The organism is Streptomyces zinciresistens K42 (assembly GCF_000225525.1).
Classification (GTDB): domain Bacteria; phylum Actinomycetota; class Actinomycetes; order Streptomycetales; family Streptomycetaceae; genus Streptomyces; species Streptomyces zinciresistens.
Genome location: NZ_AGBF01000009.1, coordinates 26,974 through 53,047, shown reverse-complemented (window position 1 = coordinate 53,047; position 26,074 = coordinate 26,974). Strand labels below are relative to the sequence as shown.

Annotated in this window: 26 protein-coding genes, 1 tRNA gene and 1 pseudogene; 10 read left to right on the top strand and 18 right to left on the bottom strand. The window is 73.1% G+C overall.

Annotation, left to right across the window (positions count from 1 at the left end; translation table 11 throughout):
- The first annotated feature begins 74 nt into the window (after positions 1 to 74).
- From SZN_RS05520 to SZN_RS05510, 3 genes and pseudogenes are all read left to right on the top strand, one after another.
- Positions 75 to 449, top strand: a complete 375-nt coding sequence (locus SZN_RS05520; RefSeq protein ID WP_078508457.1) for an ArsR/SmtB family transcription factor — start codon at positions 75 to 77, stop codon at positions 447 to 449.
- A pseudogene (locus tag SZN_RS38260) lies at positions 446 to 1,138 on the top strand (aquaporin); the annotation flags it as partial. The gene SZN_RS05520 and the pseudogene SZN_RS38260, both read left to right, overlap by 4 nt.
- 73 nt (positions 1,139 to 1,211) lie before the next feature.
- Complete coding sequence (locus SZN_RS05510) at positions 1,212 to 1,637, top strand: arsenate reductase ArsC (protein ID WP_043728494.1); 426 nt, start codon at positions 1,212 to 1,214, stop codon at positions 1,635 to 1,637.
- A gap of 260 nt (positions 1,638 to 1,897) precedes the next feature.
- Here SZN_RS05510 and SZN_RS05505 read toward each other — a convergent pair.
- Positions 1,898 to 1,971: transfer RNA gene (locus SZN_RS05505), tRNA-Gly, on the bottom strand.
- A gap of 549 nt (positions 1,972 to 2,520) precedes the next feature.
- Between SZN_RS05505 and dcd the strand changes: the two genes are divergently transcribed.
- A complete protein-coding gene (gene dcd / locus SZN_RS05500) occupies positions 2,521 to 3,096 on the top strand; it encodes a dCTP deaminase (protein WP_007492194.1) in 576 nt (191 codons plus the stop codon).
- On the top strand, positions 3,093 to 3,596 hold the full coding sequence (locus tag SZN_RS05495; RefSeq protein WP_007492193.1) for a phosphoribosyltransferase: 504 nt from the start codon (positions 3,093 to 3,095) through the stop codon (positions 3,594 to 3,596). Before dcd ends, SZN_RS05495 begins: the two co-directional genes overlap by 4 nt.
- 775 nt (positions 3,597 to 4,371) lie before the next feature.
- Here SZN_RS05495 and SZN_RS05490 read toward each other — a convergent pair.
- Entirely contained in the window at positions 4,372 to 4,563 is a 192-nt protein-coding gene (locus SZN_RS05490) for a DUF397 domain-containing protein (RefSeq protein WP_043728491.1), read from the bottom strand.
- 13 nt (positions 4,564 to 4,576) lie between these two features.
- Positions 4,577 to 5,428, bottom strand: coding sequence for a Scr1 family TA system antitoxin-like transcriptional regulator (locus SZN_RS05485; RefSeq protein WP_007492190.1), 852 nt, complete (start codon positions 5,426 to 5,428; stop codon positions 4,577 to 4,579).
- A 291-nt stretch (positions 5,429 to 5,719) separates the two neighbouring features.
- Between SZN_RS05485 and SZN_RS05480 the strand changes: the two genes are divergently transcribed.
- Positions 5,720 to 6,121 carry an ATP-binding protein gene (locus SZN_RS05480; protein ID WP_007492189.1) on the top strand — a complete coding sequence of 134 codons (402 nt, stop codon included), beginning with the start codon at positions 5,720 to 5,722 and terminating at the stop codon, positions 6,119 to 6,121.
- 145 nt (positions 6,122 to 6,266) lie between these two features.
- On the opposite strand, the gene SZN_RS05475 is transcribed toward SZN_RS05480, so the two are convergent.
- The 4 genes from SZN_RS05475 to SZN_RS05455 form a co-directional block, all read right to left on the bottom strand.
- The gene (locus SZN_RS05475) at positions 6,267 to 7,181 is read right to left on the bottom strand and encodes a YIP1 family protein (RefSeq protein ID WP_007492187.1); all 915 of its coding nucleotides are present in this window, start codon (positions 7,179 to 7,181) and stop codon (positions 6,267 to 6,269) included.
- Between the two features lie 337 nt (positions 7,182 to 7,518).
- Positions 7,519 to 9,036, bottom strand: a complete 1,518-nt coding sequence (locus tag SZN_RS05470; protein ID WP_007492186.1) for an FG-GAP-like repeat-containing protein — start codon at positions 9,034 to 9,036, stop codon at positions 7,519 to 7,521.
- A 480-nt stretch (positions 9,037 to 9,516) separates the two neighbouring features.
- The gene (locus tag SZN_RS05460; protein WP_007492181.1) at positions 9,517 to 10,848 is read right to left on the bottom strand and encodes a hypothetical protein; all 1,332 of its coding nucleotides are present in this window, start codon (positions 10,846 to 10,848) and stop codon (positions 9,517 to 9,519) included.
- Positions 10,849 to 11,216: 368 nt separating this feature from the next.
- Positions 11,217 to 11,426: a DUF4287 domain-containing protein gene (locus SZN_RS05455; RefSeq protein WP_007492179.1), complete on the bottom strand. Its 210-nt coding sequence runs from the start codon at positions 11,424 to 11,426 to the stop codon at positions 11,217 to 11,219.
- Between the two features lie 279 nt (positions 11,427 to 11,705).
- Between SZN_RS05455 and SZN_RS05450 the strand changes: the two genes are divergently transcribed.
- The gene (locus tag SZN_RS05450) at positions 11,706 to 12,260 is read left to right on the top strand and encodes a tellurite resistance TerB family protein (protein ID WP_007492177.1); all 555 of its coding nucleotides are present in this window, start codon (positions 11,706 to 11,708) and stop codon (positions 12,258 to 12,260) included.
- 28 nt (positions 12,261 to 12,288) lie between these two features.
- Here the strand turns inward: SZN_RS05450 and SZN_RS05445 are convergent, their stop codons facing one another.
- The 8 genes from SZN_RS05445 to SZN_RS05410 all read right to left on the bottom strand — a co-directional run bounded on the left by SZN_RS05445 (position 12,289) and on the right by SZN_RS05410 (position 20,273).
- Positions 12,289 to 12,789: a universal stress protein gene (locus tag SZN_RS05445; RefSeq protein ID WP_007492175.1), complete on the bottom strand. Its 501-nt coding sequence runs from the start codon at positions 12,787 to 12,789 to the stop codon at positions 12,289 to 12,291.
- 4 nt (positions 12,790 to 12,793) lie between these two features.
- The gene (locus SZN_RS05440; protein WP_425274419.1) at positions 12,794 to 14,017 is read right to left on the bottom strand and encodes an SLC13 family permease; all 1,224 of its coding nucleotides are present in this window, start codon (positions 14,015 to 14,017) and stop codon (positions 12,794 to 12,796) included.
- 308 nt (positions 14,018 to 14,325) lie between these two features.
- The gene (locus tag SZN_RS05435) at positions 14,326 to 15,564 is read right to left on the bottom strand and encodes a sensor histidine kinase (RefSeq protein ID WP_007492173.1); all 1,239 of its coding nucleotides are present in this window, start codon (positions 15,562 to 15,564) and stop codon (positions 14,326 to 14,328) included.
- A 133-nt stretch (positions 15,565 to 15,697) separates the two neighbouring features.
- On the bottom strand, positions 15,698 to 17,941 hold the full coding sequence (locus SZN_RS05430) for an MMPL family transporter (RefSeq protein WP_007492172.1): 2,244 nt from the start codon (positions 17,939 to 17,941) through the stop codon (positions 15,698 to 15,700).
- 192 nt (positions 17,942 to 18,133) lie between these two features.
- Complete coding sequence (locus SZN_RS05425; protein WP_007492171.1) at positions 18,134 to 18,655, bottom strand: hypothetical protein; 522 nt, start codon at positions 18,653 to 18,655, stop codon at positions 18,134 to 18,136.
- Positions 18,639 to 19,130 (bottom strand): RNA polymerase sigma factor, encoded by a 492-nt coding sequence (locus tag SZN_RS05420; protein WP_007492170.1) that lies wholly within the window; start codon positions 19,128 to 19,130, stop codon positions 18,639 to 18,641. The genes SZN_RS05425 and SZN_RS05420 overlap by 17 nt, the downstream gene beginning before the upstream one ends.
- Before the next feature lie 106 nt (positions 19,131 to 19,236).
- Positions 19,237 to 19,872: a class F sortase gene (locus tag SZN_RS05415; protein ID WP_007492169.1), complete on the bottom strand. Its 636-nt coding sequence runs from the start codon at positions 19,870 to 19,872 to the stop codon at positions 19,237 to 19,239.
- Positions 19,869 to 20,273 carry an LPXTG cell wall anchor domain-containing protein gene (locus SZN_RS05410; RefSeq protein ID WP_007492168.1) on the bottom strand — a complete coding sequence of 135 codons (405 nt, stop codon included), beginning with the start codon at positions 20,271 to 20,273 and terminating at the stop codon, positions 19,869 to 19,871. Before SZN_RS05410 ends, SZN_RS05415 begins: the two co-directional genes overlap by 4 nt.
- A gap of 426 nt (positions 20,274 to 20,699) precedes the next feature.
- On the opposite strand from SZN_RS05410, the gene SZN_RS05405 reads away from it, so the two are divergent.
- Positions 20,700 to 21,068 carry a DUF6479 family protein gene (locus tag SZN_RS05405; protein ID WP_043728480.1) on the top strand — a complete coding sequence of 123 codons (369 nt, stop codon included), beginning with the start codon at positions 20,700 to 20,702 and terminating at the stop codon, positions 21,066 to 21,068.
- A gap of 30 nt (positions 21,069 to 21,098) precedes the next feature.
- Here the strand turns inward: SZN_RS05405 and SZN_RS05400 are convergent, their stop codons facing one another.
- Positions 21,099 to 21,638 carry a DUF7144 family membrane protein gene (locus tag SZN_RS05400; RefSeq protein WP_007492165.1) on the bottom strand — a complete coding sequence of 180 codons (540 nt, stop codon included), beginning with the start codon at positions 21,636 to 21,638 and terminating at the stop codon, positions 21,099 to 21,101.
- A 179-nt stretch (positions 21,639 to 21,817) separates the two neighbouring features.
- Between SZN_RS05400 and SZN_RS41880 the strand changes: the two genes are divergently transcribed.
- Entirely contained in the window at positions 21,818 to 22,270 is a 453-nt protein-coding gene (locus tag SZN_RS41880; protein ID WP_007492162.1) for an FxLYD domain-containing protein, read from the top strand.
- Here SZN_RS41880 and SZN_RS05390 read toward each other — a convergent pair.
- The gene (locus SZN_RS05390) at positions 22,264 to 23,061 is read right to left on the bottom strand and encodes a hypothetical protein (protein ID WP_007492160.1); all 798 of its coding nucleotides are present in this window, start codon (positions 23,059 to 23,061) and stop codon (positions 22,264 to 22,266) included. The two genes, SZN_RS41880 and SZN_RS05390, sit on opposite strands and share 7 nt — an antisense overlap.
- A gap of 126 nt (positions 23,062 to 23,187) precedes the next feature.
- Complete coding sequence (locus tag SZN_RS05385) at positions 23,188 to 24,852, bottom strand: glycoside hydrolase family 13 protein (RefSeq protein ID WP_007492159.1); 1,665 nt, start codon at positions 24,850 to 24,852, stop codon at positions 23,188 to 23,190.
- A 267-nt stretch (positions 24,853 to 25,119) separates the two neighbouring features.
- Here SZN_RS05385 and SZN_RS05380 point away from each other — a divergent pair, with 267 nt between their 5' ends.
- A complete protein-coding gene (locus SZN_RS05380) occupies positions 25,120 to 26,070 on the top strand; it encodes an LAETG motif-containing sortase-dependent surface protein (protein WP_043728475.1) in 951 nt (316 codons plus the stop codon).
- The last annotated feature ends 4 nt before the right edge of the window (positions 26,071 to 26,074 follow it).

Genomic DNA, 26,074 nt, shown 5'->3' with positions numbered 1-26,074 from the left:
TGCCCGGATCGGCCTGTATTGAAGTTCGTTGATGCAACCTTGCGCCTTGGATCGAAAAACGTCAACATAGAGGCATGTCGAAACAAGAGCTTGAGGTGATCGGCCAGGACGCCGCCTGCTGCCCGGGGCTGGCATCCGCGCCGTTGGACGAGGACCAGGCGGCCGAGCTGGCGAAGGTGTTCAAGGCTCTGGGTGACCCGGTCCGGCTGCGCCTGCTGTCGATGATCGCCTCACGCGGCGAGGGCGGCGAGGTCTGCGTCTGCGAGCTGACCCCGGCCTTCGACCTGTCCCAGCCGACGATCTCCCACCACCTCAAGCTCCTGCGCCAGGCCGGTCTCATCGACTGCGAGCGTCGTGGCACCTGGGTGTACTACTGGGTGCTGCCGACGGCCCTCGATCGGCTCGCCGTGGTCCTGAAGAAGCCGACCGCGGTCGAGGCACTCGCGTGAGCGCCTCTCTGTGGCGCCGTGCCCTGGCCGAGGCCGTCGGCTCGGCGGCGCTGGTCGCGGTGGTGGTCGGCTCCGGCATCCAGGCCACCGAACTGTCCCGGGACGTCGCCGTCCAATTGCTCGCCAACTCGCTGGCCACCGTGTTCGGCCTGGGCGTGCTCATCGTGCTGCTCGGGCCTGTCTCCGGGGCTCACTTCAACCCTGTCGTCACTCTTGCGGCCTGGTTCACCGGCCGCCGCGATGGTGAGGGGCTCACGGCCCGGGATGTGGCCGCGTACGTCCCGGCTCAGATCGCGGGAGCGACAGTGGGTGCGGTCCTGGCCGACGCCATGTTCGGCAGACCGCTGGTGCAGTGGTCGACGCACGACCGCTCGGCCGGCCACCTCCTGCTGGGCGAGATCGTGGCCACTGCCGGCCTCGTCCTCCTGATCTTCGGGCTGGCCCGAGTCGGCCGTGCCCATTTCGCCCCGGTCGCGGTTGCGTCGTACATCGGGGCCGCGTACTGGTTCACGTCCTCAACGTCGTTCGCGAACCCGGCGGTGACGATCGGCCGTGCCTTCACGGACACGTTCGCCGGCATCGCACCTGGATCGGTCGCCCCCTTCGTAGCGGCACAGGTGGTCGGTGCCGTACTCGGACTGGCGCTCGTGGCGGCAGTCTTCGGGCGCCCGGCTCCCGCACAGGCCGGTACCGCCGCCGTGCATGCCGAGCCTGAACTCGCCGCCCCCCGCCCTTCCCTGACCCCCCCAGGAAGACGCCATCATGAGCAGTCCTGCCGCCGACCGGCCCTCCGTCCTCTTCGTCTGCGTCCACAACGCCGGGCGCTCCCAGATGGCAGCGGCCTTCCTCATGCACCTCGCCGGCGACGCGGTGGAGGTCCGCTCGGCCGGCTCGGCACCTGCCGACACGGTCAACCCTGCCGTCGTCGAGGCGATGAACGAGGCCGGCATCGACATCTCCGCCGAGACTCCGAAGATCCTGACCGTCGAGGCCGTCCAGGCGTCGGACGTCGTGATCACCATGGGATGCGGGGACACGTGCCCTGTCTTCCCCGGCAAGACGTACCTGGACTGGAAGTTGGACGACCCGGCAGGGCAGGGCGTCGACGCCATACGCCCCATCCGCGACGAGATCAAGGACCGCATCCGCGGCCTGCTCGGCGACCTCGGCGTGCAGCCCCGTGTATGACAGCCGCTACCTGTTCGTCAGGGCATCGTGAACTGCAGCTTTGCGTAAGCGACTTCGCAGGCACGGCGCGGAGTGGTGGCGCAGGTCACACAAAATGCGTCTCACGATTTGAGACGTTCGAGAGTCGGGTGACCCAAAGTGGCCCTTGGGTGCCCTGAAGTGGCCGCTTTACCTCGACTTAGGGCACACGGAGGGCACGACACCCTCGAATTGGTCTAGACAACAAACAAACCCCAGGCCGCCGACCTGGGGTTTCATCATGGAGCGGGTGACGAGAATCGAACTCGCACTCTCAGCTTGGGAAGCTGATGTTCTACCACTAAACTACACCCGCGTAAGACGCCCGATCCGTGGTGTTCGGAAGGGGTGTCCGATCGCCTCGTCACTCTACCCCATGACCGGCCCCCGGCGCTGAAGCCGTGGGGCCCGCCTGCTTTTCAGGGAGTGGACGCGGGTGCGGGCGGGCGGAGTTGGGGCGTAGCGTGGGGTGCCGAAGAGGGGGCCGGCCGGGTCGGAGCGCCGCCTGGAGGGCCGTCCCTTTGATCCCGTAATGTGGCCTCTCGTCGTCCGGCGGGCAGCAGCCGGACGCGGCTCCTTGGGGAAGGGACTACAGGACTTGATGGATCGCACCGTCGTCCAGTGTGCCGATGGGCACGTGTTCAGCACCGCGTCGTTCCCGATGCAGCAGGCCGATCGCCTCGGCCCCGGACGGCTCGTCCGATGTCCCCGGTGCGCCCGGCTCCGCAGTGTGGTGCCGGTGCAGTTGGAGAAGCGGTAGCCAGGCCGCGCGGGAAGGGGTGACGGGGCCGCGCGAGCGGTCGTAACGAGGGCGCGCGGGACGGTCGATGGCGACCGGTTCGCGCGCCTTGCGTATCCTCGGGGCGTGCTTCTCTCAGACAAGGACATCCGGGCCGAGATCGACGCCGGGCGGGTACGGATCGATCCCTTCGACCAGACCATGGTGCAGCCGTCGAGCATCGACGTGCGGCTGGACCGCTTCTTCCGGGTGTTCGAGAACCACCGGTACCCGCACATCGACCCCTCGATCGAGCAGGCCGATCTGACGCGGCTGGTGGAGCCGGAGGGCGACGAGCCGTTCATCCTGCACCCCGGGGAGTTCGTCCTCGCCTCGACGTACGAGGTCATCACGCTCCCCGACGATCTCGCCTCGCGGCTGGAGGGGAAGTCCTCGCTCGGGCGGCTCGGGCTCGTGACCCACTCCACGGCCGGGTTCATCGACCCGGGGTTCAGCGGGCACGTCACCCTTGAGCTGTCCAACCTCGCCACACTGCCGATCAAGCTCTGGCCGGGGATGAAGATCGGGCAGCTGTGCATGTTCCGGCTCACCTCGCCGGCCGAGTTCCCGTACGGCAGCGACCGGTACGGCTCGCGGTACCAGGGCCAGCGCGGGCCCACCGCGTCCCGCTCCTTCCAGAACTTCCACCGGACCCAGGTGTGAGCGGCGCGGGCGAGCGGGAGAACCTGTCCTACGAGCGGTTCGGCGACGCCGTCCGCGAGCTGGCGCAGGCCGTCGCCGACGACGGGTACGAGCCGGACGTCGTCCTCAGCATCGCCCGCGGCGGCGTGTTCGTGGCCGGCGGGCTGGCGTACGCCCTGGACTGCAAGAACCTCCACCTGGTGAACGTGGAGTTCTACACCGGCGTGGGCACGACGCTGGAGATGCCGGTCATGCTCGCGCCCGTGCCCAACGCGATCGACTTCACCGACAAGAAGGTGCTGATCGCCGACGACGTCGCCGACACCGGCAAGACGCTGAAGCTGGTGCACGACTTCTGCCTGGAGCACGTCGCCGAGGTGCGGTCCGCCGTGATCTACGAGAAGTCCCACTCGCTCGTGAAGTGCGAGTACGTGTGGAAGCGCACCGATGACTGGGTGAACTTCCCTTGGTCGGTTCTCCCTCCGGTCGTGAAGCGGACCGGGCAGGTACTCGACGCCTGACGCGGGCCCGGCTCTGCCCGTCGGCCCACGAGGAGACGCCGACGGGCAGAGCTGTGCAGACCTGCGGGACTTGCTCGCGCCAGTAGGTCACCCCGTCATGAGCGAGTCGACACCTCGAACTCCGCAGAGCGGCGAGCGTCGGCGGCGACACTCCGCAGTGGCTCATCGATGAGCGGAAACCGCATGGCGGCGTCGCGGCCGGGGCGTAGGACGAGGTACTCGTCGAGGAACGGACCTGCGATCAGTTGGTGCATCGAGCCTCCAACAGGTCAGTGGGAGCGTCGCATGGACGGGATGCGGGGCGGACTGGCCAGCCGGCCGAACTACCCGCTCGGCCCACCTTTCGCTGCTGCTGCGGGGTGTCCGCACGGCTCGCTGCGGTGTAGTGCGGCGACGGCGTCCAGGCAGCCGGCGCGGCGCATGAGGTTTTCGCCTCGCGCTGCTCGCCCGAGTCGGCTGGCACGCGCATTGGTGCCCTCCTGCCGCGGTGTCACCGGTGTTCCCCTCCCGGTGAAGGCGTGCAAGCCGGGAGGGGGCACCTCTCGGGGCTCTCCCCGACAAGCACAAAGACAGGGAGAGTTGCCGTCGCCCTCGGCACCGTCTTGCCGTGCATGGGCCCAGCGCGGCGACACAGATGGAAGGTAGCGCTAGATACAGATCCGTATCAACAGTTTGACGTCTAACGAGTGATACGGCATACGCGAATCATTGATACCTGAACGCACGTGACCCCCAGCCGGGACGGCAGGGGGTCACGTGCGGAGCGCGGGGTGATCTAGACGAGGTTGTCGAACTCCCCCGCCTTGGCGCCGGCCAGGAAGGCCGCGAGTTTTGCTCTGGTGGTGGTGACGATCACGTCCGGGTTGTCGCTCTCGCGCAAGAGGACCTCGTCACCCCGGGGGGCGACCTCAAGGCAGTTGCCCTCGGAGTCCGTCGAGAAAGAGGATTTTTGCCAGTTATTTTCCACTATTCTCACGCCTTCAGACTTGTTGTGCTATTTCGTAGATGAAGTCACGCGACTGCACGGCGTCGAGCGACCTCTCTTCAGTTCGATCCAAGACCGCTCGGTAGTTCGCGAGGCGCGTCTCCGCGTCGAGGAACGCAGGGCCGTGCGGGGTGTCCGTCTGGACCGTGTCGAGCTGCGGGACCGGCCCGTATACGTAGAGTGTCGAACTTCCGGCGTTGGGGAAACCGCCGACGGCGAACGGGATCACCCGCACGGTCACGTTCTCCCGGTCGGACTCTTTCAGCAGGTGGTCGAGTTGCGCGCGGGCGATATTGGGGCCGCCGAACGACATGCGCAGGGCGGCCTCATGGACCAGGAACGTGCACGTGGGTGCGCTCGGGCGGTCGAGCACGTCGCGACGCTTCAAGCGGTGCGAGAGGCGGCGGCGCAGATCTATGTCGCTCAAAGGCGGTACCGCCTCGGCGAACACCGCGCGTGCGTAGTCCTCGGTCTGGAGCAGGCCCGGCATATGCATGATCTGCACGGCGCGTAGCGCGGTGGCGTGGTGCTCAAGCTCCGAAAGATCGAGTGCGCCGGCGGAGAGTTCTTCGCGATAGTCCTCCCACCAGCCCTTACCGCGCTCCTCGGCCATGACCGCCAGGGCGTCGATGTACTCGGCGTCGGGGCAGCCGTAGTGACCGGCCCACGTGCGGACGCGCTCACCGCTGACTCCGAAACGCCCCGACTCGGTGTTGCTGATGCTGGTCCGATCCGTGCCCAATTGGCCTGCGGCGTCGGCAAGTGTGAGGCCGGCGTGCTCCCGGATCTTTCGCAGTTCAACACCCAATCGGCGCTGCCGCGCGGTCGGCGCCTTCCTTGGTGGCATCGGCTCCCCTCCTGTCGGCTCTCAGTGTGGCCTGTGCCCCCACAGGGGTCCACCTCGTTCTACTGTTTAGCCCTTGCAGTACAACATGTGAGACGTATCCGCTACCGTCTTCAGCAGCACACGCAGCACGCCGGTAAACCCGCAGTGCAGCCGCTGACGCGCGCCCTGGCGGCGTCATCCCTGGGGGCGGACGGGCCACGGTGGCGAGCAGCGCGAGCTACAACCGCGTTGGGAGACGATGGAATGACAACCGCGTTAGTACCCCCTGCACCACCGGCACCACCATCCACGGTGCCGTACCGCATCTCCGCGCCGAACACGGTGACCGCGGCCTCTGTGCTTCGCGATCTGGTCGTGGCTCTGATCCGCTCGACTGGTCACCAGGCACTCGCAGAGGCCGCTCAGCTCTGCACGAGCGAAATCGTCACGAACGTCTACCGCCACACCGCCGCACGCCTCGTTCACGTCGATGTGATCGTTGCCGAGCGTTACGTTTCTGTGTGGGTGCACGACGATCTGCCGAAAGAACTGCCCGCTCCTCCTGAACGGACCGACCACCGCGAGGGAGGACTCGGGACCCACATCGTCGATCAACTCGCCGATCGCTGGGGGGTCTCTCTCTACGGCGAATTGGTTCCGACGTCAAAGGCCGTGTGGTTCCGCTTGGACGAGGGCGGCAGGGGGGCAGCGTGATCCGGCCCGGGAACGTGGCTGCGTCTGGCATCGGTGGTTCCACGCCGCGGAGCCTCTCGTCTGCCCCGCAACGACGAAAGCGCCCCCACCCACCGGCGCGGACCGTGGCAGGGGCCCTTCGTGCGCGCTCGCGCTGCGGCTGCGGCTACAGCGTGCCCAGTTTCACGATCGACAGCAGGGCGATCAGCTGGATCGCGCTGGCGCCCAGGGCCTTCGGCCAGGGGAGGTCGTGGGACTTGGAGACCATCACGGTGAGTAGGGCGCCGGCCGCGACCCAGGTGGCCCAGCCGACGGCCTGGACGAAGGTCGCGTCGCCGCTCGCGAACATCGCGAGGACCAGGCGCGGCGCGTCCGTCACCGACATGATCAGCATGGAGAGGCCGACCGTGGGCTGCCAGGCGCCGTCGCCGCCCAGCTGGCGGGCCAGGGTGTGGGTGACCACGCCCAGCACGAAGGCCGCCAGCACCATCGCGACCGCCGTCGTCAGGACGATCGGGATGGCGCTGGACAGGGTCGCGTTGATCGCGTCCGCGCGGGCGCCCTCGAAGCCGAAGACGGCGAGCAGGCCGTAGAGGAAGGTCACGATCAGGGCGGGGCCCCACATCGCGTAGTCCCGCATCCTCAGGAAGGTCTGCGCGGGGGACATGACGATGCCGCGCAGCAGGTCCTTCCAGTGCAGGGGCGGTCCGAGCGGGGCCGCCGGGGCCGCGCCCGCGTGGTAGGTGGCGCCCTGGGTGTAGGGGTCCTCCCCCACCGAGAACGCCTGGGTGTGGCCCGGGTTGTTCGCCGCGTACGGGTCGGCCTGGCCCTGCGGGCCCTGGCCGTAGCCGTCGTCGCCGAAGTACTCCGGCTCGCCGTGTCCGCCCTGGCCGTAACCGCCGTAGCCGCCACCGCCGTTGGGCTGCGGGTAGCCGCCTCTGCCGGCATGCTGCTGCTGCCCCTGGGGCGGGTAGCCGTACGACGGCCCCTGGGGCGCCTGCTGCCCGTACGGAGGTTGTTGCGGTCGCCTTTGCGGGGTGCCGTTGTTCCTGCCGCCCCGTCCGATCCTGAATCCAGCCACGTCTTCGAACGTACCTGTTCCTGGACCGCGGCGTGCCGGGCGCTGCGGTCGGGCCCGGCTTTGCGGCCGACCTGTGACATCCCCTAGGGGCCCCCTGGGGGACGGCGGGGGTGCCGGTGCGGCGCGGCATGACCTGCCCCGGGCGGAGGGCGCGGAGGGGAGGGTGGCCGGGGCCGACCGCCTTCTCGGTGGTCACGCGGGTGGCCGGGCCGCGTCCGCCCGTCTTGAGGGCGAGGGCGGGTGCCGGGCCCGTGGGGACGTGCGGGCCCGGCGGTGGAACCGGTCGCCGCCGTACCGCGGGGTACGGCGGCCTGGCGGCCGTACGGCCACCGGTGAATCAGTTCGCGAAGGTGACGCCGAACTGCGGGTAGCCGGTCGTGGAGACACCCGAGTCGCTCGGGGAGACGGAGCGCGAGCCGGTGGTGGTGATCTTCGTGCCGTTGGAGGGCAGGTAGGTCAGTCCGCCGTTGAGGTCGTTCTCGTACGAGCCGACGACGAGGTCGGCCCTGCCGTCGCCGGTGACGTCGTCGAGCTTGACGTCCATGCCGAAGCGGTCGTTCTTCTCGTCGTTGCCGGGGACGCCCGCGGTGCTCTGGGCGAACGCCTGCACGCCGGTCGTGGTGCTGATGCCGTTCGCGGTGCCGTACAGGACGGTGACCTGGCCGGTGTCGGTGACGCCGCCGATGTCCTCGCTCGGGGAGGAGACGACGAGGTCCTGGTAGCCGTCGCCGTTGACGTCGCCCAGGTCTATCTCGTAGCCGAAGCGGTCGCCCTTCTCCGAGGTGCCGGGGACGTTGCCGGAGTTCTGGGTGATGCCGGTGGTGCCCGCGGGGCCGGAGGCGGAGCCGTAGGTGATGTTCACCTTGCCGCCGGTGGCCGAGTCCGGGATGGGGACGCCGCCGCCCGTGGTGGTGGTGTCCCAGTCGGCGCCGCTGACGATGTCACCGTAGCCGTCGCCGTTGACGTCGCCGACGGCCGTGATGACACCGGCCTTGAGGGTCTTGACGGAGGCGGTGCTCAGTCCGCCCGACGTGCCGGGGACGTAGTAGTTGGTGTTCCAGCCGTTCTGGGTCTTGGTCTCGTAGCCGTCCACGATCAGGTCGGTGCGCCGGTCGCCGTTGACGTCGCCAGCGGTCAGGCGCAGAGGCCCGTACGGGAAGTCGTTGGTGCCGTTCGTGATGGGCGGCTTGACGGTGTACCGGCCGCCGGGGGTGCCGGTGGAGCCGAAGCCGCGCTTGAAGACGTAGATGGTGTTGCTGGAGTTGCCGACGGCCAGGTCGTCCCTGCCGTCGCCGTCGAAGTCGCCGGCGGCCAGGGTCTTGCCCCAGAAGTCGTGGGAGGAGGGGGCCGGGTCGCTGACGGTGACGCCCTTGCCGGTGAGGCCGCTCCTGGAGCCCCACAGGACGGCGATCGTGCCGCCGTTGGTGTCGCTGCCGACCTTCTCGCCGGGGGAGGCGACCGCGAGGTCGTCGTAGCCGTCGCCGTTGAAGTCGGCGTACGCGGTCTCCGAGCCGAATCCGTCGCCGGACTCGGCGGTGCCGGGGGCGCCCGCGGTGTTCTGGCTGATCGTGGTGCGCTTGGCGGAGGACACTCCGGTGCTCGTGCCGTAGAGCGCGACCACCTGGCCGGCGGCCTTCTGCCCGCTGACGTAGGCGCCGGGGGCGGACGAGACGAGGTCGCCCTTGCCGTCGCCGTTGAAGTCGGCGAACGGGACCTGGGTGGAGTCGGCGGCGGTCGCCGCCGAGGTGGAGAGCGTGAGCAGACCACCCGTCAGCGCGGCAGCGGTGGCCGTCGCGAGGGCGAGGCGCAGACGGGCCTGTCCGCGGGGGTGCACGGACGCGTGCGTGTGGTGCATGCGGTTTCTCCTGCGGCATGCGGGATGCCTCACGGGCATCGCAGTCGTTGGGGTGCGGACCGCTCGCGTTCGCCGGGCGTTGGCCTCGGGTTCACAGGCTGGTCGGCTATCAGGAGACCACCGAGGGAACGCAAGGGTTGTACGGGAGTTGGAGGAATTTTCGGGGTGTGCGCAGGCGCCCGTGACGGGTGGTGTTCCCGGGTGCCGCCGGGTCCGTGGCACCCGGGGGCGGTGCCCCGCGGCACCGGTCCGGCGGCGGGCGGGTGAATCCCGCCGCGCCGCCGATGCGGAGGGGGACGGCGGCGGGAAGGTCCTTGGCCGTACCGGGCGGACGAGCGAGTCAGGGAGTGTCCCGATGCCGAAGTTCCTCATCCAGGCCAGCTACACCACCGAGGGCGCCGCGGGGCTGCTCCGGGAGGGCGGGAGCGGCCGCCGGGCCGCCGTGGAGCAGGTTTGTCGCTGTTGATCAGCAGGACCGGCCTACTCTCCCCTCTGCTCGAAGCACGCCGACCGGATTGCCTCCAGCAACTCCGGGTAGTGCTCGCCGTACGTGTGCACCGCGTGCCACACCGCGTCCAGTGCCGCCTTCAGCGGGTCGGGCTCGGCAGCGGCCAGTACGGCAGCAAGGGCGAAGTGCGGCTGCGAGATTCGCCCGGGTCCGCGCGGAGTGCCGGAGGTGTGCACTACCACGGCGGCACCTTGCCCCACGTCTGCGGTCGGTGTCGCGCCACGACTGGCGGGCCCAGTCGGTACGAGCGCGCCCAGTGCCTGGCCGAGGCCCGGCAGCCTCGACCCGTTTTCCGAATCCGTGGCCGGGGCCCACGTCCACTCGGCCGCCGCCGGGGGCGTGGGTGGGCGATATGGCGGTCGCCCGGGAGGGATCGCCTTGAGCACCGACCGCCTCGGGACCTGCGGGTCGGACCGCAGGTTCTCCCACAGCAGGGCTGTGTCGTCGAACGGCGGCGGCAGCGGACGTTTCTGCGTCAACGCGGTGAGCGCCCGGGTGACCCACGGAACGTCGGTCAGGCCCGCTGCCGCGCAGGCCCGCCGGGCAGCTAGCGACGCCACCGTACGCTGGACCTCCGGACCCGCGGCGTCGAGGGCGTGCACCAGGTCGCTGTCGAAGCGCAGCAGCCCGCGGACATCACCGCCGACACCGCGCAGCCCCTCGCTCGGCAGTCGCCCGCCCCACTCCCACTGCTCGCGGTGCAGTCTCCGCTCCTCGGCGGCCCGTTCCGCCGCCTGGCGGGCCAGGCGTTCGGTCTCGGCGCGCTGCTCGACGGTGGGTGGTGGCGGAAGCTCGCGCGCGTAGCGGTGCCAGTAGGCGGCGTTCTGTGAGGTCTGGCGGACCACGCGGTCCGCACGAGGCGGCGCGGGCCAGAACTGCAGGAGGTAACTGTCCGCCTGTGGCTTCCCGACGGCTCTGGTGTCGAGCTTCCGTCCCTCGTCCATCCCCTGGGCGCAGTACCGCACGCGGTAGTCGGTCTGGTCGAGATTCAGGTCCCACGCGGCTTCGCCCGCCCACTGCACCAAATGGGAGCGTTCAGACACCGGGCGGAAGGACACCTCCACCACGTCCTCCCAGATCGGGTCCAGCGGAGGATCTTCGTCGTGGACCTCTACGACGAAACCGACGTTGCCGGTGTGCAGCCCGGTGATCAGCCAGAGCACGCCCTGGACGGCGGCCCCGCACAGCCCCCCGCGCTGGCCCGCGAACGCCTCGGAAAGATCCGGGATCGCACCGTCCGGATCGCTCTCGACGTAGATCTGGCTGTAGTGAACGTGCACCTCGCCTGTGACTGGCCTGCGCACACCACCCCTCCCTTTGCAGCCGACGGCCTTGTAACCCCTCGGTCGGACGGGCCGTCACGTGCCCCGCATCATGCCGCAGGCCACTGACAACAGGTCGGCCATAAGACGGACTTGGCCGCTGCCTGCCTGTCCCACTGTCAGCAAGAGCCGCCCGGACATGAGGCGAGCGGCGGGCTGCGCACTCGGGCCACGCCGCTGCTGGGCGTCGAGGAGCTCGACGAGGCGGCCCGCCGGCCGGTGGGTTTCCGCACGCCGGGGGCGTGAAGGCGGGGGCGGGCCCGCCCGGTGCGGCGGGCCCGGCCGGTCCCCTCGGGTCGGCCGTTCCGTTCGGCCCGCCCGGCCCGGCCGGTTCGGCGGGCCCGGCCGGCTCAGTCGGTCCGTTCGGCGAGGGTGTGCGCGACCAGGGCGTTGGCGTGCCCGTGGCCGAGGCCGTGCTCGGTCTTGAGCCAGGCGACGAGTTCCATGTGCCGGGTCAGCGGCGAAGCGCGGATGAGGTCCTTCCAGTGCGCGATCGGACGTCCGTACTTCTTCTCGATCGAGGGGAAGTAGGAGGCGGGGCCCTTCACGGGTGCGCTCATGGCGGTGGTGTCCGTTTCGTCGGAGGCGGGCGGTCACGGGGCTGCCGTGTGCCGCGGGTCCTGGTGCGGCGGACCCTGCGGTGGCGTGCTGTGGCGTGCTGTGTCGTGTCGTGTCGTGTCGTGTCGGAGGGGAGACCGGCGGGGGCGCCGGAACTGACCGGCTCTCACCTGTGAGGTGGGCCACATGGAACTTCGGGGAGTCGGCGGGAGTTGACTCGACGACGTGCGGGATGCGCGTGCGCGACCGGAACGACATGGGCTGAAGCCGAGGTGGCACGGATGGCGATGTGGGATCGGATCAAGGACCAGGCGAAGGGTCTGCAGCAGCAGGCCCAGGCCGCGCGAGGACCCGGAGGCGCGGCGCGGCCGTCGGGCGCGGGGTCGTCGGGAGGGTCGAAGGCGCAGCTCGTGAGCGCGCTCAAGACCCAGCTGACCTCGTTGAAGACGGAGCTGAAGAGCGGCGCCTACCGTGACGCCAGCATGGCCATGTGCGCGCTGGTCGCCGCGGCCGACGGCCATGTCGACACCTCCGAGCGGCAGCAGATGGAGTCGCTCATCCTGAACAACGAGGTGCTGCAGAACTTCCCGCCGGAGCAGCTGCGCCAGCGCTTCAACCAGCACGCCGACCAGCTCGCGGCCAACTTCGAGCAGGGGAAGAACGCGGCGTTGCAGGAGATCGCCAAGGCCGCGAAGAAGCCGGCCGAGGCCCGTGCCGTGATCCAGACCGGCTTCGTCGTGGCGGGCGCGGACGGCTATGTGGCGCCGGCCGAGGAGCAGGTGCTGCGCGAGGCGTGCTCCGTACTGGGCCTGCCCGCCCAGGAGTTCGGCCTCTAGCACGCTGCCGCCCGGCCGCCCCCGCCGCTCAGTCGTGGTGCGGCGGGTGGGGCGGCGGGGCCGGGATCGTCGTGAGGCCGGGCGCCGGCTCCGGCCACACCAGCAGGAGCGGGCAGGGCGCGTGGTCGACGACGAAGCGGCCGGCCGGACCCAGGCTGTGCGGGCCGAGCCGGGCGCGGTCGCCGTCACGGGCGAGGATCAGCAGGTCGGCGCCGTCCGCGGCGGCGACGACCTCGCGCTCGACACGGCCGGTGCGTTCGGCGCGGGCGCAGGGGCGGCCCAGCCGTTCGGCGGCGGCCCCGAGAAGGCTCTCGGCGGAGGCGGCTGCGAGGTGTTCGACGCGGGTGCCGGGGTCGCGCTCCGGGCGGCCCCGGCCCATCAGACCGGCGAACGCGCCGTGCGCGGCGTCGGCGGGCTCGTGCCCGGTGACGTGCAGCAGGACGATCTCGGCGTTCTCCGGCGCGTGCGCCCGCGCGGCGTCCACGCAGGCGGGCCAGGTGCCCTCGACGATCCAGACGACGACGGCCATGGGGTCAGCCTCCTTGGATCACGGCCAGTGAGACCCACAGTGCCAGGACGGCGGCGGTCAGGCTCGCCGGTACGGCGTACAGGCCGAGCCGGGTGAACTCGCCGAGGCGCACCTCGGTGTCGTGCGCCTGCACGATACGCCGCCACAGCAGGGTGGCGAGCGAGCCGGCGTAGGTCAGGTTGGGCCCGATGTTCACCCCGAGCAGCACCGCGAGGACGGCGCCGGGGCCGGTCCCGACGGTCAGCGGCAGCAGGACCAGGACCGCGGGCAGGTTGTTGATCACGTTGGCCAGGACGGCGGCCAGCGCGGCGATGCCGAACAGGGCCGCGAGACCGGTGCCGTCGTGGATCAGCCGGCCGAGGGCGGTGTCCAGTCCGTTGTCCACGACCGCCCGTACGACGACACCGAGGGCCAGCACGAACGCGAGGAACGGCACCGAGGCGGAGTTCAGCAGCGCCTTCGGACTGGTCCGGCCCCGCAGCAGGGCCCGTACGGCGAGGGCGGCCGCGCCGGCCAGCGCGGCCCAGGCGGGGTCGACGCCGACGGCGGAGGTCAGCACGAACCCGGCGAGGGTGCAGCCCACGGTCACCAGGGCGAACAGCGGCAGCGCGGGGGCGTCGGCGCCGGGCGGCGCCTGGGCCCCCGCGTCCAGGTCGATGGCGAAGAAGCGCCGGAAGACGACGTACTCGACGGCGATCGCGGCGAGCCACGGCAGGGCCATCAGCGCGGCGAACCGGGTGAAGCTGAGCCCGCTGGCCGTGAACGCCAGCAGGTTGGTCAGGTTGGACACCGGCAGCAGCAGGGAGGCGGTGTTCGACAGATGGGTGCAGGCGTAGACGTGGGGCGTGGGGCGGGCGCCGAGCCGGGCCGCGGTGGCGAACACGACCGGGGTGAGCAGGACGACGGTGGCGTCCAGGCTCAGGACGGCCGTGATGGCCGACGCGGCCAGGAACACCTGTGCGAGCAGCCGGCGCGGCCGGCCCGCCGCCGTCCGCGCCATCCACGCCCCGCAGTACTGGAACAGCCCCTCGTCGTCGCAGAGTTGGGCGAGGACCAGGACGGCGGCGAGAAAGCCGATCACCGGTCCGAGCCGGGCGGCCTCGTCCAGGGCGTGGTCCCAGGGGATGGCCCCGGCGACGACCACCAGCGCCGCGGCCGGCACGGCGAACACGGCTTCGGGCAGTCCGAAGGGGCGGACGACGGCACTGACCAGCACGAGCACGAGCATGGCCACGGACAGTGTCTCCGCGAGCGAGGCGTTCAGCTTCCGGTCCTTCCGGGCGAGGCGGTGACCCACCGGTGGATCACGCCGCACCGTACTCCGCCGGGGTGAGGGCCTTGCCGCGACGCACGGTCGGCCCCCGCGCGGCCGTGCCGTGATCCCGCGCGGCCGTGCCACGATCCCGCACGGCCGGCCGCGCGCCGGGCCGTGACCGCGGCGGCCCCGCCCGGTCGGCTCGCCGCCGCGACCGCGCTCTCCCGCCCGGCCGGTGCCGCCCGCCGGTCAGCGGGCCCGGGTGGGGGGCCGTTTCCGGCTCAGTGGGTCGGTTCGGGGGCCGATTCGTGGGGCTGGAGGGGGAGTTCGGTGGTGACCTCGAAGCCGCCGCCGGGGCGGGGACCCGCGCGCAGGGCGCCGCCGACGGAGTGGGCCCGTTCCCGCATCCCCATGACGCCGAAGCCGCCGCCCGGCGCGAGGCGGCACGCGGCCGGGGCGGCGGGCCCGTCGTCGGTGACCGAGATCAGCAGCCGCGCGCCGGAGTAGACGAGCCGCACGTGGGCGGTCTCGGTGGTGGCGTGCTTGGTGACGTTGGTCAGCGCCTCCTGCACGATCCGGAACGCGGTGAGGTCCACCCCGGGTGACAGCGGCCGCGGCTCCCCTTCCCGCGAGACGGTGACGCCGACCCCGGCGGACGCGCACGACGCGACCAGTTCGGGCAGCCGGTGGAGCCCGGGGGCGGGTTCCAGGGGCGCGGAGTCCGTCTCGCCGTTCCGCCGCAGCAGTCCGAGGGTGGCCTTCAGTTCGCGCAGCGCGGAGGAGGTGGTCCCGGTCAGGTCGGTGAGAATCCGCTGCGCCTGCTCCGGGCTGCTGCCGACCAGGTGGGCGGCGGTGCCGGCCTGGGCGTTGGCCAGCGCCAGATGGTGGGCGACGACGTCGTGCAGTTCGCGGGCGATGCGCATGCGCTCCTCGGTGACGCGCAGCCGCGCCTCCTCCTCCCGGGTGCGCTCGGCGTGCTCGGCGCGTGCCTGCACGGCCGTCACGTACGCCCGCCGCAGCTGGGTCATCCGGCCGGCGGCCAGCGGCAGCAGCAGCCAGAAGACCGGGCCGATGGTCCGCAGCGGCAGCGACAGGGAGTGCATGGTGTCGGCGAAGACGGCGGCGAGCGTCAGGGCGGCGATGGTCGGGACGCCGAAGAGGCGGGTGGTGTGGTCGTCGGTGTGGGCGGCCAGCCAGTACAGCGCCGCCATGACCGGCGCCAGCAGCAGCGGGGTCAGCAGATAGCCCGCCCCGACCGCGGCCACCGTGCACAGCGCGGTCACCACCAGGGCGGTGCGCGGCCGGGTGCGGTGCCGGAGCAGGGCGAGGCAGGACACGCCCATCAGGACGGTGGCGGCCCTGCCCTGGTCCGGCGGCCGGGCCCCGGGCATCGTGAGGGAGCCGCCGAGGGCGGCGCAGCCCATCAGCGCCAGGACCACCACCACGTCGACGACCACGCGGTGGCGGTCCGAGAACTCCTCCAGGCGGTCGGTGTAGCGCCGCTCCTGGCCGGTCGTCATGGTGCTCTCCGCTCGGTGGGCCGGGCTCCATCGTGGCCGTCCGGGCCGCGGACGGCGGACGGGGCCGCCCGTGCTCTTCGTCACGGACGGCCCCGGTCGCGGGCCCGCGTCAGGCCCCGGTCGCGGGCCCGCGTCAGCGGCCGGCGACGGCGGGCGCGGCGGGTTCGGCGGGTTCGGCAGCCGTGCCGGACCCGGCCGCCCCGTCGTCCTCGGCCGCCTGCGCACGCCGGGTGAGGGCCTCGCCCTCGACGTCGACGCGGGGCAGCATCCGGTCCAGCCGGCGCGGCAGCCACCAGGCCCGCTCCCCGAGCAGGGCGAGGACCGCGGGCACGAGCGCCATCCGTACGACGAACGCGTCGAGGAGGACCGCGGCGGCCAGCCCGAACCCGATCATCTTGATCATGGAGTCGCTCTCGCCGACGAACCCGGCGAACACCGCGATCATGATCAGCGCGGCGGCTCCGACGACCCGGGCGCTGTGCCGGAACCCGCTGACGACGGCCCGCTCGGAGGGCTCGCCGTGGACGTACGCCTCCCGCATCCGCGAGACGAGGAACACCTCGTAGTCCATGGCGAGGCCGAAGACGATGCCCACCAGGAAGATCGGCATCAGGCTCATGATCGGCCCGGTCTGCTCCACCCCGAGCAGCTCGGCGCCGTACCCCTGCTGGAAGACCACGACGACCGCGCCGAGCGAGGCCAGCACCGAGAGCAGGAAGCCGAGGGCCGCCTTGAGCGGCACGAGCAGGGAGCGGAAGACCACGAGCAGCAGCACGACGGCGAGCCCGACCACCACGACCAGGTACGGGACCAGCGCGGCCTGCACCTTCCCGGCGATGTCGATGTTCAGCGCGGTGGTGCCGGTGACCTCGAAGGTCGCCCCGGTCGCCGCCTCCAGCCGCGGCCGCTCGTCCCGGATGACGGTGACCAGGTCCTTGGTGCGCTCGTCGGTGGGCGCGGTGGCGGGCACGACGGAGAACACCGCGGTGTCCCCCGCCTCGTTGAAACGGGCCGGGGTCACGGTCACGACCCCCTCGGTGGCGCCGATCCGCTTCGCCGTCGCGGCGACGGCGCCCCGGGGGTCGCTGTCGCCGCGGGCGTCCACGACGACGGTCAGCGGCCCGTTGGAGCCCGGCCCGAAGGCGTCGGCGAGCGCGTCGTAGGCCCGCCGCTCGGTGGTGGCGGTGGACTTGGCCTCGTCGCCGGGCATCCCGAGCTGGAGGTCGGCCACCGGCACGGCGAGCGCGCCGAGGCCGAGGACGCCGAGCAGCAGCACCGGCACGGGGCGGCGCAGCACGAAACGGGCCCAGCGGGCACCGGCGTTGTCGCGCGCGCCCCCGTCCGCGGGGCCGCTCCCGCGGGACTTCCCCGACAGGACGGCGTTCGGCCACAGGCCGAGGAAGGCGGGCACCAGGGTGAGCGCGACGAGCACGGCGACGACGACCGCGCCCGCCGCGGCCAGCCCCATCTTGGTGAGCATCGGGATGCCGACGACCGAGAGCCCGGCGAGCGCGATCACCACGGTGAGCCCGGCGAAGACGACCGCGGAGCCGGCGGTGCCGACGGCGAGCCCGGTCGCCTCCTGCGGGGTGCGGCCCGCCGCGCGCTCCTCGCGGTAGCGGGAGACGACGAACAGGGCGTAGTCGATGCCGACCGCGAGGCCCAGCATCATCGCGAGGGTGCCGGTGGTGGTGGAGAGCCCGAGGGCCGAGGCCAGGGTGAGGATCGTGGCCATGCTGACACCGACACCGACGGCGGCGGTCAGCAGCGGCAGCCCGGCGGCGGCGAGCGAGCCGAAGGTGACGAGGAGGACGACGGCGGCGATCGCCACGCCGATCGCCTCGGCCGCGCCGCCCGGCCCGCCCTCCGCGGCGAGGGCGGTGCCGCCCGCGTCGACGCGCAGCCCGGCCTCCCGGGCGTCGTCGAGCGCCTTGGCGAGCTGGGTCCGGGCGCCGTCGCCGAGCGCGTCGGGCTTCACCTCGTAGGTGACGGTCGCGTACGCGGTGGTGCCGTCCCGGCTGACCGCGCCGGCCCGGAACGGGTCGACGACGGAGGCGACCTGCGAGCCGTCGCCCAGCGCGGCGACGGCGGTGTCGACGGCCTTCCTGCTGCCGGCCGCGGTCACCTTGCCGCCGTCCGGCGCGACGAAGACGACCCGCGCGGTCGCGCCGTCGGCGCTTGCCCCGGGGAAGCGCTCGTCCAGCAGGTCGAACGCCTTCTGCGCCTCGACGCCGGGCATGGAGAACTCCTCGTCGGCGGGGCCCGGCGCCGACAGCGCGCCCAGGCCGACGGCGGCCAGCACGGCCGCCCAGGCCAGGACGACGGACCAGCGTCGCCGGAAGGCCGCACGGCCCACTCGGTACAGGAATTCAGCCACGGCAGGGGGTCTCCACATCTGGGACGCGAACGTGTGCCCAGACTGCCGGGGGCGCGGGTGCGCTGTCGTCGTGCGGCTGCCGACAATCCGGCGTACTGAGAACGCAGTACGGCCGGGGCGGAGGTCAGCCGCGGGAACGACGGGAGCCTCCCCCCACCGGCCCCGGCCGCCCCCGGTGCCGCCGGGCGCGCGCTACGACCGGGGCGCGACCGGGCCGCGGACCCGCTCGCCGTCGGTCGGCCGGGCCGTCGGGGCGGACCGCTCCGGCGGGGTGGACGGGTCGGCCGAGGTGGACGGGCGGGCCGGGCGCACGGTGTCCTGGCGGGGGTTGACGGTGGGCCGGGACGGGGTGGGGACGGGCGGCTCGGACGCCTCGGTCGGGCGGGGCGGGGCCGAGCGCCGCTCCGGCGGTGCCGGGTCGGGCGAGGTGACGGGTCCGCTCGCGGGCGGCGGGGCCAGCGGGGGCGCCGGGGTCGTGGCGCCGTCCGGGGAGCGCGTGACCAGGGGCAGGGCGACCAGCAGCGCCACGGCACAGGTGACGCCGGCCCCCGCCGCCGTACGGGCCAGGCGGCGCCTGGCGGCTCTGCGGCGGACCGCCTCGTAGCGGCCGGGCGGCGCGGCGAGGTGCTCCGGGGCGGGGCGCAGGACGACGGCCAGCGGGTCGTCGGGGCCGAACTCCGGGCCGTTCAGGTCGTCGTCACGGTGTGTGGTCAAGGCTTCTCCTCAGGTGGACGCGGAGCAGTTCGCGGGCCGCGTGCAGGTCCGCCTTGACGGTTCCTTCCTTGCGTCCGGTCAGCGCGGACACCTCCCGGATCGGCATGTCGGCGTAGTAGTGGAGGAGGATCGGGACGCGCAGCCGCTCGGGCAGCGACTGCACCAGCATCCGGACGGACGGGTCCGCCTGTTCGGGATGCGCCCCGACGGCCGCCTCGTGCGTGACGCGGCGCATCGCCCGGCGTTCGCGCTCCGTCCTGCGCCAGTGGTCGCGCACCAGGTTGGCGGCGGTGACGTAGAGGAAGCCGCGCGGTTCCTCCACCCGGCTCCAGCGGGCCCACAGCCGGGTGAACGCCTCGGACGCGATCTCGTGCGCCGTCCCGTCGTCGTCGACGAGGCGGCGGCACCAGCCGGCCAGGCGCGGGTAGAGGGCGGCGAACAGCTCGGACGCCGCCTCGTCTCGGGACCGTTTCAACTCTCTCCATGGTCGTGGGGAACCGCACGGTACCCGGGAGGATGCCGGGACCGCGGCGTACGTTCCGCGGTCCCGGCACCGGGGCCGTGCGGCGGTGCGGTGCGGTTCAGGGCGAGGTGGACCGCAGCGCGGCGAAGACGATCACGTTGTCGCGGTACTCCTGTCCGTCGCGCGGCCCCCCGCAGGTGATCAGCCGCAGCTCGGGACGGTCGACGTCGCCGTAGACCTGCTCCGCGGGGAACTCGGCCTTGGCGACGGTGCGGACGCGGTCCACGGCGAACTCCGCGGTGCTGCCGTCCTTGCGGCGCGCCACGATCCGGTCGCCCCGGCGCAGCTCCGCGAGGCGGCGGAAGACGCCGTCGCCGTAGTTGCCCACGGTGACGTGGCCGAGGACGACGGAGGGGCCGACCTCGCCCGGCGTCGGCGAGTGCAGGTACCAACCCGCCCGGTCGTCGGCCGTGATCGGCGGCACCTCGACGGTGCCGTCCTTCGCCAGCCCCAGCCGGATCAGCGGGGTGTCGACGGCGATCGCCGGTATCAGCAGCCGGACGGGGGCCGAACGCCCGAGCGCGCGCACCGAGTTGGCGGAGGTGCCGGAGGAGGGGCCGTCGCCGCTCCCCCCGGTCCCCCGGGTCCGGCGGGCGCGGGTGTCCGCGGCGGGCTCGGCCGCGCCGCCGGAGCATCCCACGAGCAGCGAGCCGAGCGCCGCCGTGCCGAACGCGCGCCTGGACAGCGGTGTCATGCGCCGTGGGCCCGCCGGCGCCGGACGAGGGTGACCGCACCGCCGGCGAGCAGCACCGCGGCCGCTCCGCCGCCGACGAGGCCGCCGGACGCGGAGTCCGAACCGGTGTCCGCCACACCGGTGTCGGGCGCGCCGGCGGGGCGCACGGAGACCTGTCCGCGCTCCGGCGCCCGGGTCGGCGCTGCCGACGGGGCGCTCTCGGCGGGCACGGTGGACGGCTCGGCGCTGCGCGCGTCGCTGGGGACCGGGGAGGGGCGGCTGTCGGCGGGCACGGCGGACGGCTTGGCGCTGCGCACGTCGCTGGGGACCGCGGAGGGGCGGCTGTCTGCGAGGGCGGGCGCGGCGCCCGCGAGAAGGGCGGTGCAGGTGAGTGCCAGGGCACTGAGCACGGTACGGCGCATAGGAGTTGCTCTCTTTCGTCGGTGGCCCGGGGTGCGGGCCGGGTGACGGGTCGAGCGGAGAGACGACGCGGCCGGCGGACGGGTTGTAAAGAGATGGCAAAGCCGGTGGGGCGGGTGCCGCGCAAGGACGGCAAGGACGGCCAGTACGGCCAGGACGGCCAGGACGGCCAGGACGGCCAGGACATGGACAAGCCGGCCGGGGCCTCCGGCAGCGCCCGGCGCCCTTCAGCTGACGCTCTTCACCGATCCGGACGGGGCGGAGTCCTGGGAGGAGGGCGCGCAGGAACGCCGAGGGGGACCCCGGCCGCCCGGTCCGGCCCGCGGCGGCGGCCCCGTCCGCGAGAGCACCGAACCCGCCAGAGTGCCGAACCCGCGTAAGCGCCGAACCCGGGGAGCCTAATCGCCCGTTTAGGTGATAATTGGGGCATGAGTACGACGACGCTTGTGATAGCGGCCACGTCGAGTGGAGTGCTCAACGTGATCGCCGCGTTCGTGGGGGGAATGATCGTGGCCGGCGCGCTGGTGTGGGCCGTGCAGTTCGGCATGCGGGTCCGTGACCGCGAGCTGCCCCGGCCCACGGCGGACGAGCAGACCCATCTGCCCGACGGCGGAGCGGTGCACGAGATCCGCGAGGTGCGCGAGCCCGACGAGGTGCCGCACACCCAGGGCGGGGAACGCCTGCTGCCGCACGAACTGCACCACGCGAGCAGCCGGCGCAGCGAGGACCAGCACCGCAAACGCTGGCTGCCCGGCAAGAGCGGCTCCTTCGGCGGGGGCGGCATCGGACACGCCTGAGCGCGTGGCGGGAGGCCGCCGGCGGCCCGGTCAGCGGGCCGCCGGCGTCTCCTCGCGCCGTGCCGCGCCGGAGGTGTCGTCGGCCACGGCGAGCGCGAGGATCACGAAGAAGTCGATCCCGACCATGACCACCGACCAGACGGGCGCGTACGGCAGGAACAGGAAGTGGGCGACCATGCTCAGCGACGCCAGGAAGATGCCGGTGATCCGCGCCCACCAGGCCCCCTTGAGGATGCCGTAGCCGACGCACATCGCCACGACGCCGATGACCAGCAGAATCCAGCCCCACGCCGTCAGGTTGGCCTTGAAGACGTAGTCGCCGACCCGCGCGTAGACGTCGTCGGCGGCGATGGCCGAGATGCCCTGGAGGAGCGCCAGCAGGCCGTTCACCAGGAGCAGCACACCGGCGAAGACGAGCCCGCCGGAGAGCCACCCGGTGTCGGCGGGCGGACGGGCGGCGGTCGAGGGCCAGGGCGAGGAGGACCGCGACGCCCCCGGGTCCGCGGCGCCCTGCGGGCTGTGGGCGGCGTCGGTCGCCTCCGACTGCGCGTGTGGCTGGTGCTGGGTCATGGCTGCCGTACCCCACTTCTCGCGCGCCGCGCGATCGGGTTCTGCGGTCGCTACGACGATCGGGGCGGCGCGCGGCGCCCACCACGGGGGACGGGCCGTTCGGGTGACGTCCGGGGTGCGGCCGGGGCGGTCCGGCCCTTCACTGGAGGAACCCCCGCCCCACCCCCCTTGGAGCCACGATGCCCGCTCCCCGCACCCGCCGGACGGCCGCCGCCCTCGTGACGGGCGCCGCCCTGGCCGCCGGCCCGACCGCCTGCTCCGACTACCAGACGCCCTCCTCCGTCACCAGCAAGGCGGCCTCCGCCTACGCCTCGGCGACGGCGGACGCGGGCCGGCGGCTGGACGAGATCAAGGGCGGCGTCGACGCCAAGGGCTCGGTCCGCCTCGGCACCCCGGCCACCGGCTCCGACGGCCGGACGACGGTGGAGGTCACGGCGGAGAACACGACCGGCGCCGCCAAGTCCTTCGCCGTGCAGGTCGACTTCCGGGACGCGGGCGGCAACCTGCTCGACGCGGCGGTGGTGACCGTGTCGGACGTGGCGGGCGGCGCCACGAAGAAGGGCACCGCCCGCAGCACGCGCAAGCTGAGCGGCGACGTCCGTACGGACGTGGCGCGCGCCGTGCGCTACTGAGCGCGCGCCGCCACGGTGATGTCGATCTGCTCGCTGGCGGCGCTCACCCCGTTCAGCGTGGCCGTCGCCTGGAGCCGGCCCGCGCCGACGGGCAGCGCGAGGGAGGGGACGCAGGACCAGGTGCCGCTGGGCGCGGCGGTGGTCGCGCAGACCTCCTGCTCCAGCGCGTCGCGCACGGTGACCTGGGCGCCCGGGTAGGCGGTGCCCGAGGTCTGCGGGGCGGCGGCGAGCGGCACCCCGGAGGCGGGCCGGGCCAGGACCGGCGCGGGCAGTCCGACGGTCACCGCGCAGGTGCCGCGCTGCCGTACGGTGCCCCGCGCGTCCCGGAGGGCCAGGGTGCAGTCGGGCAGCCGGGTGCCGGGCTCGGCGTCCGGCGGGAGCGAGACGACGAAGGGGAACGTCCGCCCGCTCCACGCGGCCGGCCGCGCCCCGTCGGAGACATCGGACCCGTCGAGCCCGTCGAGCCCGTCGAGCCCGTCGAAGGTGTAGGCCGCGCTGCCCCCGCCCCGCGCCACGCTCCCCCGGTAGCCGGACCCGGCCGCCGGGGCGCCCGTCACCCGCGCCCCCGCCGGGGCCGTCAGGGTGAGCGTCGAGCCCGCGCCCAGGGTCCGGCCCGCGTCGGCGGTGACCTCGACGATGCCCTCCCGGCCGGGCTCGACGGTGGCGGCGGCCCACAGGCCGGTGCCGGCCGGGTCGCGGGGGCCGCCGGCGTCGTACGCGGCGGCCGGGGTGATCGTCGCGCCCGCCACCGCGAGCGCCGCGAGAATCGTCGTCTTCCAGGACCTGCTCATCGTCGGCGGAGCTCCTCACACGTCGGCGGCCCCACCCTCGCCTGCGATTCTCGACGCCCCGGCCCCCGGGGACACGCGCGGTACGGCCGTACGGCGGCGGCTACCACCCGTCCGGGCGCGAGCGGCCTACGCCAGCCAGGCCGTGGTGTCCGGGCCGAGCCGGCCGTCCTCCGGCGGGGCGCTGCTGAGCAGCACCTCGCCCGGCGGCAGGGCGACCGGCCCGGCGGAGAGGTTGGCCACGCACCGCCAGCCGTCCGAGCGGGCGAAGTGCAGCACGCCGGGCGGCGCGTCCGGCGCCCAGTGCAGTTCCTCGCCCTCGATCAGCTTGCGGCGCAGCCGCAGCGCGGTGCGGTAGAGCTCCAGGGTCGAGCCCGCCGCCCCGTCCTGCACCTCGACGGAGCGGGCGCCGAAGCCGGTGGGCTGCGGCAGCCAGGCGCCGCCCGGCCCGAAGCCGTACGAGGGTCCCGCGGCCGTCCACGGCAGCGGCACCCGGCAGCCGTCGCGGCCCTTGCGCACCCGGCCGGTCTGCTCCCACACCGGGTCCTGGAGCACCTCGAAGGGCAGGTCGGCGACCTCGGGCAGACCGAGTTCCTCGCCCTGGTAGAGGTACGAGGCACCGGGCAGCGCCAGCATCAGCAGGGTCGCGGCGCGGGCGCGGCGCAGGCCCGCGGCCGCGTCGACGGCCGGCGCGCGGCCGCCGGACAGCAGCCAGGCGCCGTCGTCGGTGCCGGGCGGCAGCATCAGCCGGGAGGCGTGGCGCACGACGTCGTGGTTGGAGAGCACCCAGGTGGCGGAGGCCCCGGCGGAGCGGGCCGTGGCCAGGGAGTCGGTGATGATCCGGCGCAGCCGTTCGGCGTCCCAGCCCGCCTGGAGGTACTCGAAGTTGAACGCCTGGCCGAGTTCGTCCGGCCGCGCGTAGCGGGCGCGGCGCTCGCTCGGGTCGACCCATGCCTCGGCGACGGCCGTCCGGGGCGGGCGGTAGGAGTCGAAGATCCTGCGCCAGTCGCGGTAGATCTCGTGGACCTCGTCGCGGTCCCAGAAGGGGTGGGTGCCGGGCGGCAGGCCGGGCAGGGCGTCCGCGTCGCTCAGCTCGGGCGCGCCGAGATCGCGCAGCGGCTCGGCGAGGTCCTTGGCGAGCGCGTGGGCCACGTCGACGCGGAAGCCGTCCACGCCCCGGTCGGACCAGAACCGCAGGGTGGTCCGGAAGTCGGCGCGGACCTCCTCGCTGCCCCAGTTCAGGTCCGGCTGCTGCGGGGTGAACAGATGCAGGTACCACTGCCCGTCGGGGACCCGGCGCCAGGCGCTGCCGCCGAAGACGGACTGCCAGTCGGTGGGCGGGAGTTCGCCGTGCTCGCCGCGGCCGTCGCGGAAGACGTAGCGGTCGCGGGCGGCGGAGCCGGGGGCGGAGCGCAGGGCCTCCTCGAACCAGGGGTGCCGGTGGGAGGTGTGGTTGGGGACCAGGTCGACGATCACCTTCAGGCCGAGGCGGTGGGCCTCGGCGACCAGGGCGTCGAAGTCGCCGAGGGTGCCGAGGCGGGGGTCGACGTCGCGGTGGTCGGCGACGTCGTAGCCGCCGTCGGCCAGTTCGGAGGGGTAGAAGGGGCTGAGCCACAGGGCGTCCACGCCGAGGGACGCGAGGTGGTCCAGCCGCCGGGCGGCGCCCTTGAGGTCGCCGAGGCCGTCTCCGTCCGCGTCGGCGAAGCTGCGCGGATAGACCTGGTAGACGACGGCCTGGCGCCACCAGTCGGGGCTGCCGGACGAGAGGTCGGGCGTGGTGGTGCGGACGGTCACGCGGTCTCCTCGGGGGTGCGGGGCGGCACGAGGGTGTGCGGGGCGACACAGACAACTCTGTCCACTTGACCCGAAAAGCGAACACCCCGAGGAGCGGACCAGATCGTTCCTGATGTGACGGAATGGTGATTGTCCCGCCAACTCACCTTGTGTTCCCGTGAGTTGACAGTGTTGTCCGGTCACCCCACGATGTGCTGACGCCGTGGCCCGTGCGACCGACGGGCCGGGCGTCCTCTCCTCGACCACTCACCCCACGATGGGATACGCATGTCCATAGCGAGACGTGTCAGCGCGCGACGCCTGCTGGGGACGGGCGCCGCCTCACTCGCCCTGTGCGCGGGTGCCGTGGCCGCCGCCCCCGGCGCCTGGGCCCAGAGCACGCCCGGCGGCGACGGCTGGAAGTCCGGCGGCACCTACCAGCCGGGCACCGGCGCCGGTACGGAGACCTCGGCCGGGCGCTGCCAGTTCTCGCTCGACGGCAAGGACTTCTCCGACTCCGTCAAGGTCGACGACCAGAACCTGAAGGTCACCGCGGGCGGCAAGGTCCGCCTCTCCGTGCGCGCCGCCGACGCCGCCGCCTGCACCGCCTCGATCGCCTCCTACCTGGCGAACGGGCCGACCTTCGCCACCTCGGGCGAGCAGGTCTTCGTCGACTTCGACACGGTGACGGTGCAGCCGGGCACGACCGACACCCTGGACATCTCCGTCCCGGACGCCGGCTGCTTCGCGCAGATCGACCTCTACCGCGGTGCCGTGAAGTTCGACGGCCGCACCGACGCGAACGACGGTTTCGCACACGGTGACCTGCCCAAGGGCCCGGACCGCCCGGTCATCAAGGACAAGCTGATCGCGGCCTGGAACGGCGGCTCGAAGAACTGCACGAGCACGCCCCCGGCCGGCGGGGAGCCCCCGGCCACGCAGCCCGCCGAGCCGTCCCAGCCCGCCGAGCCGTCGAAGCCCACCGTGCCCGCGCAGCCGGCCGAGCCCTCGGAGCCGGCGCGGGAGACCCCGCCGGCCGGGGGGAGCCCGGAGCCGGAGCCGGAGACGTCCACGTCGGCCCCGGCATCGGCGCCCCGGCCCAACGGCGGCGGCGACAACCTCGCCGAGACCGGCGGCAGCAGCGCCACCGGGCCGCTCGCGATCGGCGCGGCCGTGCTGGTGGCGGTCGGCGCGGCGGCCCTCATGGCCTCCAGGCGCCGTAGGGCGTCGGGGTCCTGACGCG